Genomic DNA, 18,877 nt, shown 5'->3' on the forward strand with positions numbered 1-18,877 from the left:
CAAAAGTTATAAATTTTATATTTAATTAGGATGAAAAAAGTAGTAACATTCGGTGAAATCATGCTTCGTTTAGCACCACAAGGTTTTTTAAGATTTTCACAAGCTAATAATTTTGACGCTATTTACGGAGGAGGAGAATCTAACGTAGCAGTTTCTTTAGCTAATTATGGCGTTCCTGTTGATTTTGTAACACGTTTACCTAAAAATGATATTGGGGAATGTGCAATGATGGAAATGCGTAAAAGAGGTGTTGGTGTTGATAAAATAGTTTACGGTGGAGATCGTTTAGGTATCTATTTCTTAGAAACTGGAGCGGTATCTAGAGGTAGTAAAGTAGTTTATGATAGAGCACATTCTGCTATTGCAGAAATAAAATCAGGAATGATTGATTGGGATGCTGTTTTCGAAGATGTTGAATGGTTTCATTGGACAGGCATAACTCCAGCAATATCTCAAGGAGCTGCAGATGTTTGTTTAGAAGCTGTAAAAGCTGCTAGCGAAAAAGGTATTACAATATCTACAGATTTGAACTATAGAGCAAAATTGTGGAGCTATTGTGATGATGCACACAGAGAAAAAGTAATGACTGACTTGACAGCATATTGTGATGTTATTTTAGGAAATGAAGAAGATGCTGAAAAGCACTTTAACATTAAACCAGAAGGTTTAGATATTACTACTCAAGGTCATGATGTTAAAGCTGAAGCATTTTTATCAGTTTGTAAGCAAATGATGGAGAAATTTCCAAGAGCTAAAAAAGTTATTACAACTTTAAGAGGTTCTATATCTGCTTCTCATAACACATGGGCAGGTGTATTATATGATGGTAAAAAAATGTTCGAGACTCGCCAATATCAAATTACAGATATCGTAGATAGAGTTGGTGGTGGAGATTCATTTATGGGAGGTTTAATCTACGGATTATTAAAGTACCCAGAAGATGATCAAAATGCATTAGATTTTGCAGTTGCAGCATCTTGTTTAAAGCATACTATCAAAGGAGATGCTAACTTAGTTACAGTTGACGAAGTTAACAAACTTATGGGTGGTGATGCTTCTGGTAGAGTTGCTAGATAAATTTAAATTAGTTTGAGTTAATTAATTATGGTGCTTAAGTAATGATTCATTTTGTTGTTTAAGCACCTTTTTTGTACCATTAACTCAATTAAATAGGTTTTAGTAAGTGTTATTAAAGCTTTCGAAAATTTATATTATATAACTTAAAATACGTGTATTAGTGTGCAATCATTATTGTTGCATATTTTTTAAAGAATAAAACCTAAGTATTAAAATTAATGATGGCTAAAAAATCTATTTTAATTATTTGTGGCGGAGGTCCAGCTCCAGGAATAAATGCAGTAATAAGTACAGTTGCTAAAATATTTCTAAAAGATGGGTATCGAGTAATTGGGTTGCATGAAGGTTTTAAAGGTCTTTTTTCTGAAGAACCTAAAATAAAAGAATTCAATTTTGATCATGCAGATCGTATTTTTAGTAGAGGTGGCTCTACGTTAGTAATGAGTAGATTTAAACCTACTGATGAAAAATTAAACACGAAATTATTTTTAGATAATAATGTAAAATTATTGGTTAGTATAGGAGGCGATGATACTGCTTCTACAGCTAATCGAATTACAGATTATTTATTAAAAGATAATATTTCCATATCTAATATTCACGTACCTAAAACTATAGATAATGATTTGCCTTTGCCTGATAGAAATCCAACATTCGGTTTTCATTCAGCTAAAGACGAAGGTGTACGTATAGGAAATACAACATATGAAGATGCCCGTACTAGTCAAAACTGGTTTGTAATGAGTACTATGGGAAGATCTGCAGGGCATTTAGCATTTGGAATTGCAACAAGTTGTCATTTTCCAATGTTAGTTATTCCTGAAATGTTTGAAAAAACAAATATCACTTTTGATAAAGTGATACGATTGATAATTTCATCAATCATAAAAAGAAAAATAGAAAATATAAATTACGGCGTAGCTTTAATTAGCGAAGGTGTTTTTCATATTTTACCAGATTCTGAATTAGATAAATGCGATATTAATTTCACATATGACGATCATGGTCACCCTGAACTTGGTAACGTGAGTAAGTCTCATATTTTTAATATGTTACTTCAAACAAAATTGAAAGAGTTAGGTATTGATATTAAAAGTAGACCAGTTGAATTAGGATATGAATTACGTTGTTGTAGACCTATTGGCTTTGATCTTACATTATGTACCTTATTAGGTTTAGGAGTTAAAAAAATGTTTGATGAAGGTGTTACTGGCTGTATCGTAACCGCAAATTCAAAAGGAGAAATTACACCATTATTCTTATCTGATTTAAAAGGAGAAGATGGGAAAATAGCTCCAAGGCTAGTTGATGTTAATTCTGAATTTGCTCAATTATGTTTTCAAAATTTACATTACTTGCAAGAAGAGGATTATGAGAAAGCTAAAGTCTACCTTAAAAATCCTGAAGCATATGATTTTAATAAGATTCTTACAGAATAATAGTCTACTTATAATCATATTGAAAATACATTTTTAATTAATAAAATAGAATGACATGAAAACAGAACCAGTAGTTAAAAAATCAATTTTAAAAAAAATTTTAGCACTAGTTTTGGCATTCGGCCCCGGTATATTTGCAATAGGTTATACTATTGGTACAGGTAGTGTAACATCTATGATTGTAGCAGGTAGTACCTACGGTATGCAATTATTATGGGTTTTATTATTAAGTTGTGTTTTTTCAGGCTTATTAATGTATGCTTATGGTAACTTTGCTTTAGTTACTGGTGAAACTGCTTTATTTGCCTTTAAAAAGCATTTAAAATGGGGGAAATTAATAGCTATATTAATTATTATAGGCATTTCATTTGGTCAATGGAATTCACTAATGGGAATTTTGGGGATTTCATCAACTATAATATTCGAGATTTTTGTTTTATACTTTCCTAATTTAGAGGCTTATAAATATGAAACTGTATTAACCGTAGCAATTGTCGTTATTGGTATTATGTACTGTTTATTGTTAGTAGGTAAATATACTTTCTTTGAAAAAATATTAGTGATTTTTGTTACTATAATGGGGTTGTCTTTTATAATCTCTTTATTTATGGTGTACCCGTTACCAATAGAAGTAGCACAAGGATTAATACCATCAATACCTCAGGTAGAAGGAGGGAAAATGATGGTAGCAGCATTTGTTGGTACGACAATGGCATCAGCAACATTTTTATCACGCCCATTATTTGTTAAAGGAAAAGGTTGGAATATTAAAAACTTAAAACAACAAAAACAAGATGCTATTGTAGCTGCTTGTTTGGTATTTGCAATTAGCGCAGCTGTTATGGCAGTTGCTTGTGGGGCACTTTATCATGATGGTGAGCCTGTAACGCAAGTAATAGATATGGTAAATACGTTGGAACCCGTAGCAGGTAAATTTGCTTTAACACTATTTTTCTTCGGGTCATTAAGTGCTGGTTTATCATCTATTTTTCCATGTCTATTAATAGCTCCTATTTTATTAGCAGATTACCAATCGGGAGAATTAGATACAAGTTCTAAACAATTTAGAATTATTACAGCTTTTGCAAGTTTATTTGCTTTAATTGTACCCGTTTTTGGAGCTAATCCTATTGAAATGCAAATACTTTCTCAAGTGTTTAATGTGTTTGTACTGCCATTAGTTATAGTAGGGGCACTTTTTCTTATTAATAATAAAAAATTAATGAAAGAATATAAAGCAGGTCTCTTTTTAAATATTGGTTTGTTTGCCGCACTTTTCTTTTCTCTAGTTATTTCATACAATGGTGTAATTGCTATTTTTGAATACTTTTAATTAGTATGAGGAACTTTAAAATTAAAACTCATAGTTAAAATACAAGTTGCTACATTTGCATTTAATTTAAAAACTAATGAGTTTTACTCTTTTATCTTCTCCCTTACAGGGGTTTACCGATTTTCGTTTTCGTAACGCTTTTCATCACTATTTTGGAGGGGTTGATACTTTTTATGCACCATATATTCGATTAGATGGTAAATTAAAAATAAAATCATCATACCAAAGAGATTTACAATTAGAGAATAATACAACTTTAAATGTAATACCACAGGTGATGACTAATGATGCTGATGAGTTTCTGTTTGTTGTAAAATATATTCAAGAATTAGGATATAAAGAACTGAATTGGAATTTAGGTTGTCCTTATCCAATGGTTACAAAACGAGGAATGGGTTCCGGTTTGGTAAAAGAATCAGATAAAATAGACCATATTTTAGAACGTGTGCATGCTGAAACTAATGTAGTTGTTTCTATGAAAATGCGAATGGGATATGAAAATAGCTCCGAGATTTTAGATACATTTCCTGTTTTAGAAAAATATCCAATAAAAAATATAGCTATTCATGCTCGAATAGGCAAGCAGTTATATAAAGGTGGTGTAGATTTAGATGCTTTTCAACGTTGTGTAGAAAGTACTTCTCATAAGTTATATTATAACGGCGACATTACAACTGTAAACAAGTTTAAAGAAATGCAAGAACGTTTTCCTAGCATCGATCATTGGATGATTGGTCGAGGACTTATTGCTGATCCATTTTTACCCAGTATGATAAAAGAAAATACTATAGAATATCCTGAAAATAGGCTTGAAATATTTAAAGAATTTCATGATACTATTTATCAGCAATATGATGAATTTTTATCAGGGCCAACACCTATAAAAATGAAAATGCTTGGTTTTTGGGAGTTTTTCTCACAATCATTTTCAAACCCTCAAAAAACATATAAGGCTATTAAAAAAGCAGGTAACCCAAGAGCTTATCAAAGTGCGGTTAGCGAAATTTTAAAGCAAGAAAAAAGATGATGTTACAACGTTCTTTCTTTAATGGTATGATTACCTTTGTCCCTTATTTTTAGATAGTATTTTGAAAGACCTTTTACTTATAACTCCACCTTTTACACAGTTAAATACGCCGTACCCAGCTACCGCTTATTTAAAAGGGTTTCTGAATACAAAAAACATTTCGAGCTTTCAAATTGATTTGGGTATCGAGGTGATTCTAAATATTTTTTCAAAAGAAGAATTAGAAAACATTTTCAATTTTGCATTTGAAAATAATACGATTATTACAGAAAATTGCGAACGTATATATGCTCTAAAGGATTCATATTTAGAAACAATTAATGCCATTATATCTTTTCTTCAAGGAAAAAATCAAACTTTTGCTAGACAAATTTGTACCGAAGGCTTTTTACCAGAAGCATCTCGTTTTGAACAATTAGACGATTTAGATTGGGCTTTTGGAGCTATGGGTTTACAAGATAAAGCTAAGCATTTAGCTACCTTATATTTAGAAGATGTTTCAGATTTTATTGTAGAATGTGTAGATGCTAATTTTGGATTTAGTAGGTATGCAGAACGCTTAGGTAGAAGTGCTAATTCTTTTGATGAGTTATACGATTTTTTGCAAAATGATCTTACTTATATTGATGAAATAAGTATTGAAATTTTAGAGAAACATATTCAAAACGTTAAACCTAAATTAGTTTGTTTTTCTATACCTTTTCCTGGTAACTTATACAGTGCTTTTAGGTGTGCACAGTATTTAAAAGCAACGTACCCTGATTTAAAAATAGGAATGGGAGGTGGTTTTCCAAATACAGAACTACGCTCAATTACTGATACACGTGTATTTGATTTTTTTGATTACATCACGCTTGATGATGGAGAATTACCAATAGAACTTGTCGCAAATTCTATTTTAAACCCTTCAGATAATGATGAATACAAGAGGACTTTTCTATTAGAAGATACAAAAGTTGTTTATAAAAATACGACTTCAAAAGCAGATTATAAACAAAGCCAAGTAGGTACACCAGATTACTCTAATTTACTATTAGATCAATATATTTCTGTGATAGAAATTGCGAATCCTATGCATAGTTTATGGAGTGATGGCCGTTGGAATAAATTAACAATGGCTCATGGATGTTATTGGGGTAAATGTACTTTTTGTGACATTTCGTTAGATTATATTAAAGTTTACGAACCAATTGCAGCTAAACTTCTAGTAGATAGAATGGAGCAGTTGATTGAACAGACAAATGAAAATGGATTTCATTTTGTTGATGAGGCAGCCCCACCTTCATTAATGAAGGCTTTAGCTATTGAAATTATTCAAAGAAAGTTAACTGTTACATGGTGGACGAATATTCGTTTCGAGAAAAATTTCACAAATGACCTTTGTAAATTATTAAAAGCTTCAGGTTGTATTGCTGTTTCTGGTGGTTTAGAAGTAGCCTCTGACCGGTTATTAAAATTGATAGATAAAGGAGTAACTGTTGAACAAGTAGCTCAGGTAACACGTAATTTTACGGAATCAAATATAATGGTGCACTCGTATTTAATGTACGGATATCCAACGCAAACAGTACAAGAAACTGTTGATAGTTTAGAAATGGTTCGCCAGCTTTTTGAACTAGGAGTTTTACAGTCTGGTTTTTGGCATCAATTTGCATTAACAGCGCATAGTCCTGTAGGTTTAAATCCTTCTGAATACGGTATTATACCCGATTATAAGAATATTACTTTTGCGAATAACGATATTGACTTTAAAGATACTACAGGAATTGACCATAGTAAATTTAGTTTTGGGTTAAAAAAATCACTCTTTAATTATATGCATGGTATTGCGTTTGAATTGCCATTAGATGAGTGGTTTGATTTTAAAATACCTCAAACAAGTATACCTTATAATTTTATAGAGCAAAGTCTTAATTCTGATTTAGATTTTACAATAAAACCTACAGCTAAAATTGTATGGTTAGGAGGGATGCCTATTATAGAGGAATTTTCTAAATCAAAAAAAGGTAATACTTGGGAGATGCTGAAAATGACGTTTCATAATAAAAAAAGTACAGTAACAATTTCTGTAGATAAAGAGAAAGGGCATTGGTTCATCAAACAATTAGAAGTACTTATGTTACAGGACAAGAAACTAATTTCATTTAAAGAGTTAAAATCAGACTTTGAGCAACAATTTGATGATTTTGAACTTTTTTGGTTTTCAAAACCTATAAATAACTTAAAAGAAATAGGACTTTTAGCTGTTTAAGTATAAAGTTGTAAATACAAATAATACACCACAATTAATTATAGCAATGGATATTAAAAAGACTTTTAAATTTATGGTGTTAAGTACCTTGTCTTTTACGTTTATGAACTCATTCGTAAAATACTTGTCACACTTACCAGCCTATGAATTGGTATTTTTTAGATCGTTAGGCACTTTAATATTAACAATGTCATATTTAAAGTACCATAAAATATCAATGTTAGGTACTAAAAGAAAGTTATTGCTTTTGAGAAGTTTAGCAGGTGTAACATCAATGACTTTATATTTTTTATCTTTAAAATATTTAACACTTGGTACAGCAGTTTCATTACGTTATATCGCCCCGATATTTGCGGCTGTTTTTGCTGTTTTTATTTTAAAAGAAAAAGTAAAACCTATACAATGGTTGTTTTTTGCATTCGCATTTTGTGGTGTTTTAATTTTAAAAGGCTTTGATGGCGCAACTGATGGCTTTGGTTTATTCTTAGTAATTCTATCCGCTTTTTTTAGTGGTTTTGTGTATATAACACTTAATATGATTGGTAAAAGTGAACACCCTGTTGTTGTCGTTAATTTCTTCATGTTTGTAGCTACAGTTGTTGGTGGTGTCTTAAGTATTTTCACTTGGAAAAGTCCACAGGGTATAGAATGGCTTTTATTATCATGTATGGGTGTATTTGGCTATTTTGGTCAATTATATATGACTAAAGCATTTCAATCTGCTTCGACAACACAAGCAGCTCCACTTAAATATATAGAAGTATTATTTGCTGTAACCGTAGGTCTTATTTGGTTTAAAGAAGTTTATACATTGTGGAGCTTGTTAGGTATTGTAATGATTGTTTGTGGCTTAGCTTTAAACGCTTTGTACAAGGGTAAAAAGAAAGCATAATCAAATATTAATTTATTTTAGCCTTTCTAAACCATAAATCTTCTAAACTCATATTTAAAGTAAATAAATGATAGTTTTCTTTAACAAGAGTGTTATCTAAAAGTCCTTTTGAACCATAACTATATGATAAATTGATCATAGAGTTAGAGTGCATGTTAATAGGTATTCCTATACCTGTAGTAAGGTTGAAGCCATCTATTTTTTTTCTATTAACCTCTAAGTAACCATTATCGTAATTATACCCTAAACGGTATCTTATTCTATCTTTATACTTAAAACTTTTAGCATCTTTTAAAAATTCGACACCAATACCATAAATATCTTGATCTACATATTTGCCAGTGTTTTCAAACTGGTTGGTAGCCGTCCAATAGTTTTTTTTATAATCACCACTCACTGTAAATGATTTGTAAAGTTTAGCACTGAAACCAATACCAACTTCTAATGGCAATTCAAAATTATCAGCAGCATCATTTTCGGCATCTTCAACAGTTACTTGAGAACCTTCAATAGTTTTAGTTGCATAACGTGTAACACTTCCTTTTAATATAGATGGTGTGTTTATAATACTTCCGAAAGTAATATCATCATTTATATCATATTGCAATCCTAAGCCTAATCTTGCTCCTGTATAGTTTGTAGTTTCACTAAGTTCAAAATAACTACTATCTACTAAAAGCGATTCATTTTCTTCAATACTTCCAAAAAGTAAAGAACCACTTATACCTAATCTTAAATTGTCAAGTACAGAGTAGCCTATGTTTAACTTAAGATCGTTTAAAGAGCCTAAACCTGTTATTGTACTTTCAAAAGTTTGAGTACTACCTTCGATATTCGTACTTACACCCAGTAAAGAGTAACCAACATCACTATAAGGTATCATTGAAACCCCAGCACCAAGACCTTCAGCGATTCTAAAAGCAAATGCTAGATTAGAAAAGTTAACATTTGATTTTCCTTCAAAATTAGTTTTATTACTATAATTATTTATTTCGCCAGTAATACCTATATCATAAAAAAATGAATTTTGAGGTATTAATGCAAAATTTGAAGGGTTTAGGTTGTTTATTTCTGTAGCTGTTTTAATACCAATGCCAGTATACCCTAAACCATTAGATTTACCGATACTTGTTTGGTTAACAACTCCAAGACCATATAGGGAGTAGGGAGAACTTGTTAAACCTTCTGATTGTGAAAATGTATTTAAACAGAAAGTAAAAAATAATACAGATAATGTCAGAATGTTTTTATTAGTTATTTTCATCGTAAATAGCATATGTAATTTCTAATGTAGTTTTGTTATTTGTAGTTGTATTAGAACCGTTTAATATAAAACGATCAATAGTGGTCGAGTACGTACTCGGTATTAATAGTAAAGATTCGGTTGTATTTGTATCAGCAGTTAATATGCTTTCGATATAGCTAGTTAATGGTATTTCGTAATACAATTCATTAAACTCTTCACTTTCATAATTTAAAATACCGTCAACCTCTGAACCGCTATTTTGGTATAGTTGCTGAATTAAATCGTTGTTTTTATCAACAGTATAAACCGAGAAATTATCTCTTAACATTAAGTTGTCATTATAAGAACCTGTTACAGGTTTAATTTTTAAAACTGCATTCAACAATGTTCCTTTACCTTGTATATTTTGAATGGATTTTAAATATGGAAAGCTAATTTTAGTAGCAATACCAATACCACTTTGAATAAAAGTTTTATTATCACTATCAATACTATTTAAATCTATTTCAGAATTTGTGAGTGTTTGTAAATAATCAATTGGCTCTGTAGCTTTAATTTGATTGAAAAAAGGGTTAGGGGTTTCTGTAGTGTTTAAAGTAAAATCGATATAACTTTGTACAATATCATCTGCTTCAGATGTAGAGTGATAAAGTCTTAAGTAACAAGTTTCTGAAGATTTTCCGAAACCAATAACAGAACCATTATCATCTTCACCAGGTACAAAAGCAACTCCTTTATATTTATTGAGAAACTCTTCATTATTTGTAATTAATTTTTTTTGTAAATCATCAAAAAGAGTATTTCCAAAATCATCATCAATTTTTATTTCAAGAGAATCTGAAGAAAAGGGCCTTGGTATATAAGAGATAAAACCTAAGTCATTTTCATTGTAAGTTACATTGCTTGTATTGTAATAATTGTCGCCTCTACCAACATCAAAATTATCATTCAGTTGTTTAATATGTATTGTGTTTGTATTTAAGGTATCATTATAATAATAGCCATCATATTTTATGTAAAAGGCGATACTATCATATTTAGCTTCTGTATCAATGGTATATTCCGATGGCAGCAAACCCATATAGCTAGCACTTTGGGTTTTTCCGAATACGTCATCATTGTATTTACCAATCAACATTCTATCGGCAGTAGAAGTTATAATACTATCAAACTTTATGGTAGCCATTTCAATCGTCATTGTGTCAATATTTATAACTCTACTATTACTACTCGTAAATACTTCACCAGCAACAAAGTCAGAAGTATTTAAAGTATCATCACTACAAGAAATTAAGAACCCGATAATAAGGCAAATAAGGCCAATTGCTTTTTTCATTTTTAAAATTTTGAATAAAAATAGAAGAGGGGTGGGGTATAACTTTAGTTGAATAGACAAATACCAGTTATTATAAGACCAAGTCTTTATTTTTCAATACATAATCAGATATCCATTTGGTAGATTAAATCGGCTATTTTATATGTTAAAAAGCAGCTTTTATCTATTGTGTTTCCGTGTAGGTTATTCCCATCATAGTTTTGGATTAAAATAAAAAGCAACTTTAAAAACTTAGGTATGAATAAATTAAAATATCAATTTAAAATGGTTTCTATATTCAGTATGGCAATATTGGGTTTAAATAGTAGCTGTTCTGATGATGACGATGACGATGAATTAGGAAACTGGATAGATAAATCTGTATTTGATGGTAGTCCAAGAAGTGGAGTTGCTGGTTTTACCATTGGTAATATTGGTTATATGGGTGTAGGTTATGATGGAGATGATTACTTAAATTCATTTTGGGCCTATGATATGGATGGTGACTATTGGTCTCAGAAAGCAGATTTTACAGGTGTTGCTAGAAATGCAGCTGTAGGTTTTAAAATTGATAGTAAAGGATATATTGGTTCTGGTTATGATGGTTTAGATGAGTTAGGCGATTTTTATTCATATGATACGGGTTTAAATACATGGACTCAGATAGCAGATTTTCCATCAACACCAAGAAGAAGCGCAGTTGCTTTTGGTATTAATGGAGTAGGATATTTTGGTACTGGTTTTGACGGTGATAATGATCGTAAAGATTTTTGGAAATATAACCCAACAACTGATAGTTGGTCTGAACTAGTCGGTTTTGGTGGAAACAAAAGAAGAGCAGCAACAACCTTTACAATTAATGATAAAGTGTATTTAGCAACTGGTATTGCTAACGGAGCTTATTTGACAGATTTTTGGGAATTTAATGCAGATACTGAAACATGGACAGCAAAATTAGATTTAGATGAAGAAGACGATTATACAATTACAAGAAGCAATGCTCTTGGTTTTTCTTTAGATGGTTATGGTTATATTGCTTGTGGAGATAGATCAGGTACTACAGCTACAGTATGGGAATATAAACCTTCATCTGATACTTGGGATTTAAAAACGAGTTTTGAGGGAACATCAAGATTAGATGGTATTGCTTTTTCAAATGAGATTAGAGCTTTTGTAGGCTTAGGGCGTTCAGGAAGTTTATATTTAGATAATTTATCTGAGTTTTTCCCGTTTGCAGAATATGATGATGAAGATTAATTATTTGTAAATCAACTTTTTAGGTAATTAAAAAATGAAAATTGTAAAATTTGTAATAGCCTTAGCTTTATTAATTGGTTTATCTTTTATAGGTAAAACAGTAATTGAAAATGTTAAGCAAACAGAAAACCAAAGTTTATACACCGAAGTTTTTAAACAAGACAATGGTTATGGATATCAAATTTTAACCAACAATAAAATTTTGATTAAGCAGAATTTTATACCAGCAATTCAAGGTGAGCACCCTTTTAAATCAAAAGAAGAAGCAGTACTCGTAGCTGAATTGGTAAAAAAGCAATTGTTAGAAAATAAAAGCCCAATAGTTAGTACTGATGATTTATCTAATTTAAAAATTGATACTACTAAATATTAACTGAGGTTCTTAAATAATAAGTTGGTTAAAGCTTACTGAAAACGCTGTAAAACAGTCATTAACATTAGTTTAACTTCATTAACCTGAAAATTCATTTGTAATTTTCAGGTTAATGAATATTAATAATATATATTCAATTTTTTTTTAAAAGAATAATACTTACCCTATAAATTTTGAATGGAATTTAAAAGAAAATATTTAGGTCAAATTACAATCCATCTCGTTTTATGGGTTTCATTTTATGGTCTGTTATCTTATCCATTTATAGTACAACAACAAAAACTTCCACCCGATTTACCTATTAGGTTGCTGCTAGCAACAATAATATATTATCTTAATTTTTATTATTTAGTTCCGAAAATACTACTTAAAAAACGTACAATCAATTACATAGTTGTTTCTATCGCTATAATTGTTGTATTTACATTGGGAGTTGATTTGTTTGCTAAATTATTTATTGAAATAGATACTTCACCTAATTTACCAAATTGGAGATTAAGAGGAGAAAGGCATAGATTACCAAATTTTAGAATGTTTTTTATGTACATTATAATGTTTGGTATCCCTTTTATAATTAGTTCATTATTGAGGATTTATGTAGAATGGAAAAAGAATGAAGATTTACGTAAAATTGTTGAAAAAGAAAAGATAAACTCAGAACTTCAGTTTTTAAAAGCACAGTTAAATCCGCACTTTTTATTCAATTCTTTAAATGCAATTTACTCTTTGTCAGTAAAAAAATCTAATGATACTTCAGAAGCTATTATAAATTTAGCAGAGCTTATGAGGTATATGTTATATGAGGCAGATAAAGATATAGTACCACTTCATAAAGAGTTAGAGTATATTAAAAATTATGTGCAATTACAAAGACTCAGGTTGTCTGATAGTGAAAATGTTACTTTAAAAATTTCAGGAGAAGATAGAGGTAAAGGAATACCGCCTCTATTATTTATTTCATTTATAGAAAACGCATTTAAATATGGAACAGATTTTCAAGGAAAAACAAATGTCAAAATAATTTTTTCCATTTTTAAAGATTCTATCAACTTTAAGATTACCAATAAAATTGGGACTTTCAGAAAAGAATCAACAAATTTTGGAGTAGGTTTAGAAAACATTAAAAACAGACTGAAATTACTGTATCCAGATTCTCATGATCTTATTGTAGATAATAACGGAGAAACATACATTGTTAAACTTACTTTAAAACTATAAGTATGAATTGTATAATTATTGATGACGAACCTTTAGCGATTGATATACTTATTGAATATTGTAGTAAGTTAGATTTTATTGAAATAGTTGGCACTTTTACCAACCCTTTAAATGCTATTAGTATTATTAAAGAAAAAAAGGTAGACTTAATTTTTTGTGATATAGAAATGCCACAAATTAGCGGAATAGATTTTATTTCTTTATTAGATAATAAGCCTCTAGTTATTTTTACAACAGCCTACTCGCAATATGCAGTAGAAGGTTTTGAGCTAAATGCGGTAGATTATTTAGTTAAACCGATACCTCATCATCGCTTTATAAAATCTGTTTTTAGAGCAAAAGAATTATTAACAAAAACAGTTCAACCGATACCAATAGAAGGAAATGTTTTTTCATCGACAGGCGAAACATCAGAGTCTAAGAAATTTATTTTTGTAAAAGCAGAGTATGAAAGTATCAAATTAAATTTAGATGATATTGAGTACGTTCAAGGCCTTAAAGATTATTTGAAAATACATATTGTAAATACAAATAAAACGGTTTTAACACTTATGAATTTTAAAGAATTGTTAGACAAATTACCGTCCAATCAATTTTTACGAGTGCATAAATCGTTTGTTGTAAATGTCAATTTTATAAAAACTGTACAAAGGAATAGAATAATTATAAACGATATTAGAATACCAATAGGAGAGAGCCATAAGGCAGAGTTTTTCTCTATACTAGGTTTGTAAAAAGAAACCCTATAACTTTAAAAAGCTATAGGGTTTAGTATAAAAATAAGTATTGGTTGGTAATTTCAAGTACAATATACTAATTTTCGTTAGAAGGTTTACCTATTGTAGCTAAAATACCTCCATCAACATATACAATATGTCCGTTTACAAAATTACTTGCTTTAGAAGATAAAAAGATAGCAGCACCTTCTAACTCTTCAGGATCACCCCATTTTCCAGATGGTGTTCTGTTTACAATAAAATCGTTAAAAGGGTGACCATCTACACGAATAGGTGCCGTTTGCGAGGTAGCAAAATACCCAGGTCCAATACCATTAATTTGGATATTGTGTTTAGCCCATTCTGTAGCCATATTTCTAGTTAACATTTTTAATCCGCCTTTTGCGGCAGCATATGCACCAACAGTATTTCTTCCCAATTCACTCATCATAGAGCAAATGTTTATTATTTTACCTTCTTTTCTTTGTATCATGCCTTTTACGACATGTTTAGAAACGATAAATGGACTTACTAAATCAACATCAATTACTTGCTTAAAGTCAGCAACTTCCATATCTTCTAAAGGAGTACGCTTAATAATACCAGCGTTATTAATTAAAATATCAATATTCCCTACTTCAGATTGTATTTTTTGAATAGCATCTATAACCTGAGCTTCATCAGTTACATTAAATTTGTAACCATACGCGGTAATACCTTCTGCTTTATACTCTTTTATAGCAGCATCTATTTTCTCTTGAGAAGAATTACCATTTACAATAATGGTAGCTCCAGCTTTTCCTAGCCCTTTAGCCATAGACATACCCAAACCATGAGTACTACCAGTAACTAAAGCTATTTTCCCTGTTAAATCAAATAATGATATGCTCATATTACTTTAAGTCTGTTATTTTAGCAACATCCATATCACCATAATCTAAATTTTCACCTGCCATTCCCCAAATAAAAGAATAGTTTGATGTTCCTGAACCAGAGTGAATAGACCATGGTGGAGAAATTACAGCTTGGTGGTTGTGCATCCAAATATGTCTTGTTTCATCAGGTTGCCCCATAAAATGACAAACTGCTTGGTTTTCTGGTACATCTAAATAAAAGTAAACTTCCATTCTTCTATCATGAACGTGAGCAGGCATTGTATTCCAAACACTACCAGTTTTTAAAGTAGTCATTCCCATTTGTAATTGGCATGTCGTAACAATACCACCAATAATCATTTGGTTTACAGTTCTATGGTTTGCAGTTTCTAAAGAACCTAATTCAATTTTGTTAGCTTCGTCTAAACTTACTTTTTTAGTAGGGTAATTTGTATGAGCAGGAGCAGAGTTTATGTAATATTTTGCAGGTTTCGTTGCATCATCACTTTTAAAAACTACTTTTTTATCACCCATACCAATATATAAAGCATCTTTATGGCCTAAGGTATATGTAGTACCATCTACTTCAATAGTTCCGCTTTCTCCAACGTTTATAATTCCCATTTCCCTTCTAGCTAAAAAGAATTCAGCCTTTAAGGGATCAATAGTTTCTAATTCAAGAGGAGAAGTAGGTACAGCTGAACCAGCAATATATCTATCATAATGAGAATAAGTTAAAGATATTTTACCTTCTTCCATGATCTTATCAATTAAGAACTCATCTCTTAATTGTGTTGTATCATATTTTTTTACAGCTTCTGGACTAGATGCGTATCTAGATTCGTAATTTATTGACATATATGTAAATTTTAATTCGGTATAATAACAAAAATATAAAATAATCCAATCGATTGTATGTTTTTATCGTAAAATAAATTTACTTTTAAAACCACGTTATTCTATTTTCGAGAACTTTTAATAATTTTTTACATGAAAAATGTAACCATTCATGAAATTGCAAGGGCATTAAAAATTGATAGTTCTACCGTATCTAGAGCTTTAAATAATAGTGACCGAGTAAAAGAGAGTACAAAAAAACTTATTCTAAAAAAAGCAGAAGAGTTAGGTTATAGGCGTAATGTGTTGGCTTCTAACTTAAGAAAGCGTAAAGGGAATACGATTGGTGTTGTAATACCGCGTGTGTCTAGACACTTCTTTTCTTCGGCAATTGCAGGTATAGAAAAAGTTGCGCAAGAGGCTGGTTTTAATGTTATAATAAGTCAATCATTAGAGCAGTTTGATAGAGAAGAACGTATTGTCGAAAATTTAATATCGAATAGGGTAGATGGTATTTTAATATCTGTTTCTATGGAGACAAAAAAAGCGGATCATTTAGCTAATTGTATTAAAAATGGAATTCCCTTTGTGTTTTTTGACAGGCATTTAGAGGGTTTTCCTGAATCAGGAAGAGTAATTATTGACGATAATTTTGGGGGATTTACAGCTACTGAACATTTGATAAATAAAGGATGTAAGCGAATTGCTCATTTTTCAGGACCACAAGATTTACATGTATATAAAAATAGGTTAGAAGGATATAAGAAAGCCTTAGCAAAACATAATTTAGCCTATAGCTCTGATACTCCTAGTCGATTAACAGAGGCTGATGGTACACTTTTAGCAAAAAAAATACTGAAAGATTTTAAAGATATTGATGGTGCTTTTTTTGCAAATGATATTTCAGCAATTGCAGCGATGAAGTATTTAAAAAAGGCAGGTATAAGAATTCCTGAAGACATAGCGATAGTTGGTTTTAGTAACGAGCCAATGTCTGAAGTTATAGAACCATCTTTAACTACAATAGATCAATCGGGAGAGATAATAGGTAAAAAAGCTTGCGAATTATTAATCGATAATATTGCTAAAGGAAATAGAGTATTTAATAATGAAGCAGTTGTTTTTGAACCTAAACTTATAGAACGAGATTCTACCAAAAAATAATATTACACTTATATAACATTAGAAGATTTTTTTTTAATCACTATAAATTAATTATTTACATTTTTTTTTACTTATAGTTAATAAGTAAATACTGTAGTTCTTAATTTATTTTTTCAATTTTGTAATACTAACCAAATAAATTGAAAATGAAGAAACACTACTTTAAAAGAAGCTTTTTTTTAACGCTTCTAACTATGCTATTGGTAACTGGTGGTTATACACAAATACCTAGTTACTATAGCGGTACCAATGTATCTTCTAAGGGTCAAACTCTAAAAACCAATTTAGCAAATTTAATTTCTAACACACACGCTACTAATTTAAGTTATACGCCTGGTGTATGGGATGCTTTAAAGCAAACAGATTTAGATCCTACAAACTCTAATAACGTTTTTTTAATATATGGGTATAATGATACTGATTCTGATATTACAAATGATAGAACGCGTTCTAAAAATAATAATGGAGGGGGTAATGGCCAATGGAATAGAGAACATACATACCCAAAATCATTAGGAAATCCTAATTTAGGTACTTCAGGTGCTGGAGCTGATGCTCACCATTTACGTGCTTCTGATGTCCAATTTAATGGTACAAGAGGTAGCCGACCATATATTGATGATTCAGGAGTTGCAAAAGCTGTAAACAATGGTTTTTATCCTGGTGATGAATGGAAAGGAGATGTAGCACGTATGATGATGTATATGTATCTGCGTTATGGAGATCGTTGTTTACCAAATACTGTAGGTATGGGTAATTCTACTTTTAGTCTAGAGATGCGAGATATTTTTTTAGAGTGGAATGCAGAAGACCCTGTTTCTCAAGTAGAAAAGAATAGAAACGTTTTGTTAGAAGGTATACAAGGTAATAGAAATCCTTTTATAGATAACCCTGCATTTGCAACAATTATTTGGGGAGGTCCACAGGCAGAGGATAGATTTGGGAGTACACCAAATGATGATGTCGAATTGCCAACAGTGCCAACAAGTCTAACAGCAACTAATACAACTACAACTGAAACATTTTTAATGTGGGATGCTGCAACTGATAATGTAGGTGTTATTGCATATCAAATATTTAATAGAGCTACGCAAATAGCTTCTTCGGTTGATACTTCTTATACGGTTAAAGGTTTATTACCAAATACAAGTTATACATTTATTTTAAAAGCAGTAGATGGCGCAAGTAATACATCAGGTAACAGTAATGAAGTTACAATAACTACGCTAGAAGATACTACGGTAATTTCACCAATGGACGATTTTATAGTTTTTCAAGGTTATGAAGGTTCTACAGCTGATACTTGGGCATACATGCAATCGCCAGTGGCTTGTAATGATAATGGAGGAGATGTTTGGGATATTGTTTCTAGTGTAGGATCTATAAGTGCTGCAAATACCGGAACCAATTTTTTTGGAATACGAGATTTAGATGGTAATTGTGGTAGTACAGATGGGGGTACTCTTTCTTTTGAGGCTATTAATATTACTAATTATATTGATGTTACATTATCATTTGCTATCAATGTTGTTGGTTATGATGTTGCTAATGGAGATGTCATAAATTATGAAATTTTTTATGATGATGCATCACAAGGTGTAACCACAATAGCTACAGGTAGTCCATTCAACACAACAGGTTGGGAAACTATTTCTCAGGCTATACCTAACACGGTAAGTAGTGTTCGTTTACAATTAGCTGCAAAACAAAATGGTAGTAGTGATTATGCAGGTTTTGATGATGTAAAATTACAAGGAACTGCAAAAAGTACAGGTGGTAGACCTACTATTTTAATTAATGAAGTAGATGCAGACTAAGATTGTACAGATGTATTAGAATTTATTGAATTATATGATG

The 18,877-nt window shown here is 30.6% G+C and carries 16 protein-coding genes; 12 read left to right on the forward strand and 4 right to left on the reverse strand.

Going from position 1 to position 18,877, the window contains the following annotated elements; translation table 11 throughout:
• Positions 1 to 30 precede the first annotated feature (30 nt).
• The 6 genes from H0I23_RS04660 (at position 31) to H0I23_RS04685 (ending at position 8,019) form a co-directional block, all read left to right on the forward strand.
• Complete coding sequence (locus H0I23_RS04660) at positions 31 to 1,077, forward strand: sugar kinase (RefSeq protein ID WP_216785298.1); 1,047 nt, start codon at positions 31 to 33, stop codon at positions 1,075 to 1,077.
• 218 nt (positions 1,078 to 1,295) lie between these two features.
• Complete coding sequence (locus H0I23_RS04665) at positions 1,296 to 2,516, forward strand: 6-phosphofructokinase (protein WP_254073652.1); 1,221 nt, start codon at positions 1,296 to 1,298, stop codon at positions 2,514 to 2,516.
• Between the two features lie 55 nt (positions 2,517 to 2,571).
• Complete coding sequence (locus tag H0I23_RS04670; protein ID WP_216785299.1) at positions 2,572 to 3,849, forward strand: Nramp family divalent metal transporter; 1,278 nt, start codon at positions 2,572 to 2,574, stop codon at positions 3,847 to 3,849.
• A 76-nt stretch (positions 3,850 to 3,925) separates the two neighbouring features.
• Positions 3,926 to 4,876 carry a tRNA-dihydrouridine synthase gene (locus H0I23_RS04675; protein WP_216785300.1) on the forward strand — a complete coding sequence of 317 codons (951 nt, stop codon included), beginning with the start codon at positions 3,926 to 3,928 and terminating at the stop codon, positions 4,874 to 4,876.
• Between the two features lie 61 nt (positions 4,877 to 4,937).
• The gene (locus H0I23_RS04680; RefSeq protein ID WP_216785301.1) at positions 4,938 to 7,127 is read left to right on the forward strand and encodes a radical SAM protein; all 2,190 of its coding nucleotides are present in this window, start codon (positions 4,938 to 4,940) and stop codon (positions 7,125 to 7,127) included.
• 103 nt (positions 7,128 to 7,230) lie between these two features.
• Positions 7,231 to 8,019: a DMT family transporter gene (locus H0I23_RS04685; protein WP_371736667.1), complete on the forward strand. Its 789-nt coding sequence runs from the start codon at positions 7,231 to 7,233 to the stop codon at positions 8,017 to 8,019.
• Positions 8,020 to 8,026: 7 nt separating this feature from the next.
• On the opposite strand, the gene H0I23_RS04690 is transcribed toward H0I23_RS04685, so the two are convergent.
• Entirely contained in the window at positions 8,027 to 9,283 is a 1,257-nt protein-coding gene (locus H0I23_RS04690) for a hypothetical protein (protein ID WP_254073653.1), read from the reverse strand.
• Positions 9,270 to 10,601 carry a DUF4270 family protein gene (locus H0I23_RS04695; RefSeq protein ID WP_216785303.1) on the reverse strand — a complete coding sequence of 444 codons (1,332 nt, stop codon included), beginning with the start codon at positions 10,599 to 10,601 and terminating at the stop codon, positions 9,270 to 9,272. Before H0I23_RS04695 ends, H0I23_RS04690 begins: the two co-directional genes overlap by 14 nt.
• A gap of 237 nt (positions 10,602 to 10,838) precedes the next feature.
• On the opposite strand from H0I23_RS04695, the gene H0I23_RS04700 reads away from it, so the two are divergent.
• The 4 genes from H0I23_RS04700 (at position 10,839) to H0I23_RS04715 (ending at position 14,162) form a co-directional block, all read left to right on the forward strand.
• Positions 10,839 to 11,837 carry a kelch repeat-containing protein gene (locus H0I23_RS04700; RefSeq protein WP_216785304.1) on the forward strand — a complete coding sequence of 333 codons (999 nt, stop codon included), beginning with the start codon at positions 10,839 to 10,841 and terminating at the stop codon, positions 11,835 to 11,837.
• Between the two features lie 34 nt (positions 11,838 to 11,871).
• Positions 11,872 to 12,210 (forward strand): DUF4907 domain-containing protein, encoded by a 339-nt coding sequence (locus H0I23_RS04705; protein WP_216785305.1) that lies wholly within the window; start codon positions 11,872 to 11,874, stop codon positions 12,208 to 12,210.
• 177 nt (positions 12,211 to 12,387) lie between these two features.
• The gene (locus H0I23_RS04710) at positions 12,388 to 13,428 is read left to right on the forward strand and encodes a sensor histidine kinase (protein WP_216785306.1); all 1,041 of its coding nucleotides are present in this window, start codon (positions 12,388 to 12,390) and stop codon (positions 13,426 to 13,428) included.
• A gap of 2 nt (positions 13,429 to 13,430) precedes the next feature.
• Positions 13,431 to 14,162, forward strand: coding sequence for a LytTR family DNA-binding domain-containing protein (locus tag H0I23_RS04715; protein ID WP_216785307.1), 732 nt, complete (start codon positions 13,431 to 13,433; stop codon positions 14,160 to 14,162).
• Between the two features lie 79 nt (positions 14,163 to 14,241).
• Here the strand turns inward: H0I23_RS04715 and H0I23_RS04720 are convergent, their stop codons facing one another.
• Positions 14,242 to 15,036: a gluconate 5-dehydrogenase gene (locus H0I23_RS04720; RefSeq protein WP_216785308.1), complete on the reverse strand. Its 795-nt coding sequence runs from the start codon at positions 15,034 to 15,036 to the stop codon at positions 14,242 to 14,244.
• Position 15,037: 1 nt separating this feature from the next.
• Positions 15,038 to 15,877, reverse strand: a complete 840-nt coding sequence (gene kduI, locus H0I23_RS04725; protein WP_216785309.1) for a 5-dehydro-4-deoxy-D-glucuronate isomerase — start codon at positions 15,875 to 15,877, stop codon at positions 15,038 to 15,040.
• Positions 15,878 to 16,009: 132 nt separating this feature from the next.
• Here kduI and H0I23_RS04730 point away from each other — a divergent pair, with 132 nt between their 5' ends.
• Both H0I23_RS04730 and H0I23_RS04735 read left to right on the forward strand, forming a co-directional pair.
• Positions 16,010 to 17,020, forward strand: coding sequence for a LacI family DNA-binding transcriptional regulator (locus tag H0I23_RS04730; protein WP_216785310.1), 1,011 nt, complete (start codon positions 16,010 to 16,012; stop codon positions 17,018 to 17,020).
• A 146-nt stretch (positions 17,021 to 17,166) separates the two neighbouring features.
• Entirely contained in the window at positions 17,167 to 18,837 is a 1,671-nt protein-coding gene (locus tag H0I23_RS04735; protein WP_216785311.1) for an endonuclease, read from the forward strand.
• Positions 18,838 to 18,877: the final 40 nt, after the last annotated feature.

The sequence above is a fragment of the Cellulophaga sp. HaHaR_3_176 genome (assembly GCF_019021925.1).
Classification (GTDB): Bacteria; Bacteroidota; Bacteroidia; order Flavobacteriales; family Flavobacteriaceae; genus Cellulophaga.

Coding starts and splice junctions, on each gene's coding strand:
- H0I23_RS04660 (WP_216785298.1), top strand. CDS start 31: ATGAAAAAAGTAGTAACATTCGGTGAAATCATGCTTCGTTTAGCACCA.
- H0I23_RS04665 (WP_254073652.1), top strand. CDS start 1,296: ATGATGGCTAAAAAATCTATTTTAATTATTTGTGGCGGAGGTCCAGCT.
- H0I23_RS04670 (WP_216785299.1), top strand. CDS start 2,572: ATGAAAACAGAACCAGTAGTTAAAAAATCAATTTTAAAAAAAATTTTA.
- H0I23_RS04675 (WP_216785300.1), top strand. CDS start 3,926: ATGAGTTTTACTCTTTTATCTTCTCCCTTACAGGGGTTTACCGATTTT.
- H0I23_RS04685 (WP_371736667.1), top strand. CDS start 7,231: ATGAACTCATTCGTAAAATACTTGTCACACTTACCAGCCTATGAATTG.
- H0I23_RS04690 (WP_254073653.1), bottom strand. CDS start 9,283: ATGAAAATAACTAATAAAAACATTCTGACATTATCTGTATTATTTTTT.
- H0I23_RS04695 (WP_216785303.1), bottom strand. CDS start 10,601: ATGAAAAAAGCAATTGGCCTTATTTGCCTTATTATCGGGTTCTTAATT.
- H0I23_RS04700 (WP_216785304.1), top strand. CDS start 10,839: ATGAATAAATTAAAATATCAATTTAAAATGGTTTCTATATTCAGTATG.
- H0I23_RS04705 (WP_216785305.1), top strand. CDS start 11,872: ATGAAAATTGTAAAATTTGTAATAGCCTTAGCTTTATTAATTGGTTTA.
- H0I23_RS04710 (WP_216785306.1), top strand. CDS start 12,388: ATGGAATTTAAAAGAAAATATTTAGGTCAAATTACAATCCATCTCGTT.
- H0I23_RS04715 (WP_216785307.1), top strand. CDS start 13,431: ATGAATTGTATAATTATTGATGACGAACCTTTAGCGATTGATATACTT.
- H0I23_RS04720 (WP_216785308.1), bottom strand. CDS start 15,036: ATGAGCATATCATTATTTGATTTAACAGGGAAAATAGCTTTAGTTACT.
- kduI (WP_216785309.1), bottom strand. CDS start 15,877: ATGTCAATAAATTACGAATCTAGATACGCATCTAGTCCAGAAGCTGTA.
- H0I23_RS04730 (WP_216785310.1), top strand. CDS start 16,010: ATGAAAAATGTAACCATTCATGAAATTGCAAGGGCATTAAAAATTGAT.
- H0I23_RS04735 (WP_216785311.1), top strand. CDS start 17,167: ATGAAGAAACACTACTTTAAAAGAAGCTTTTTTTTAACGCTTCTAACT.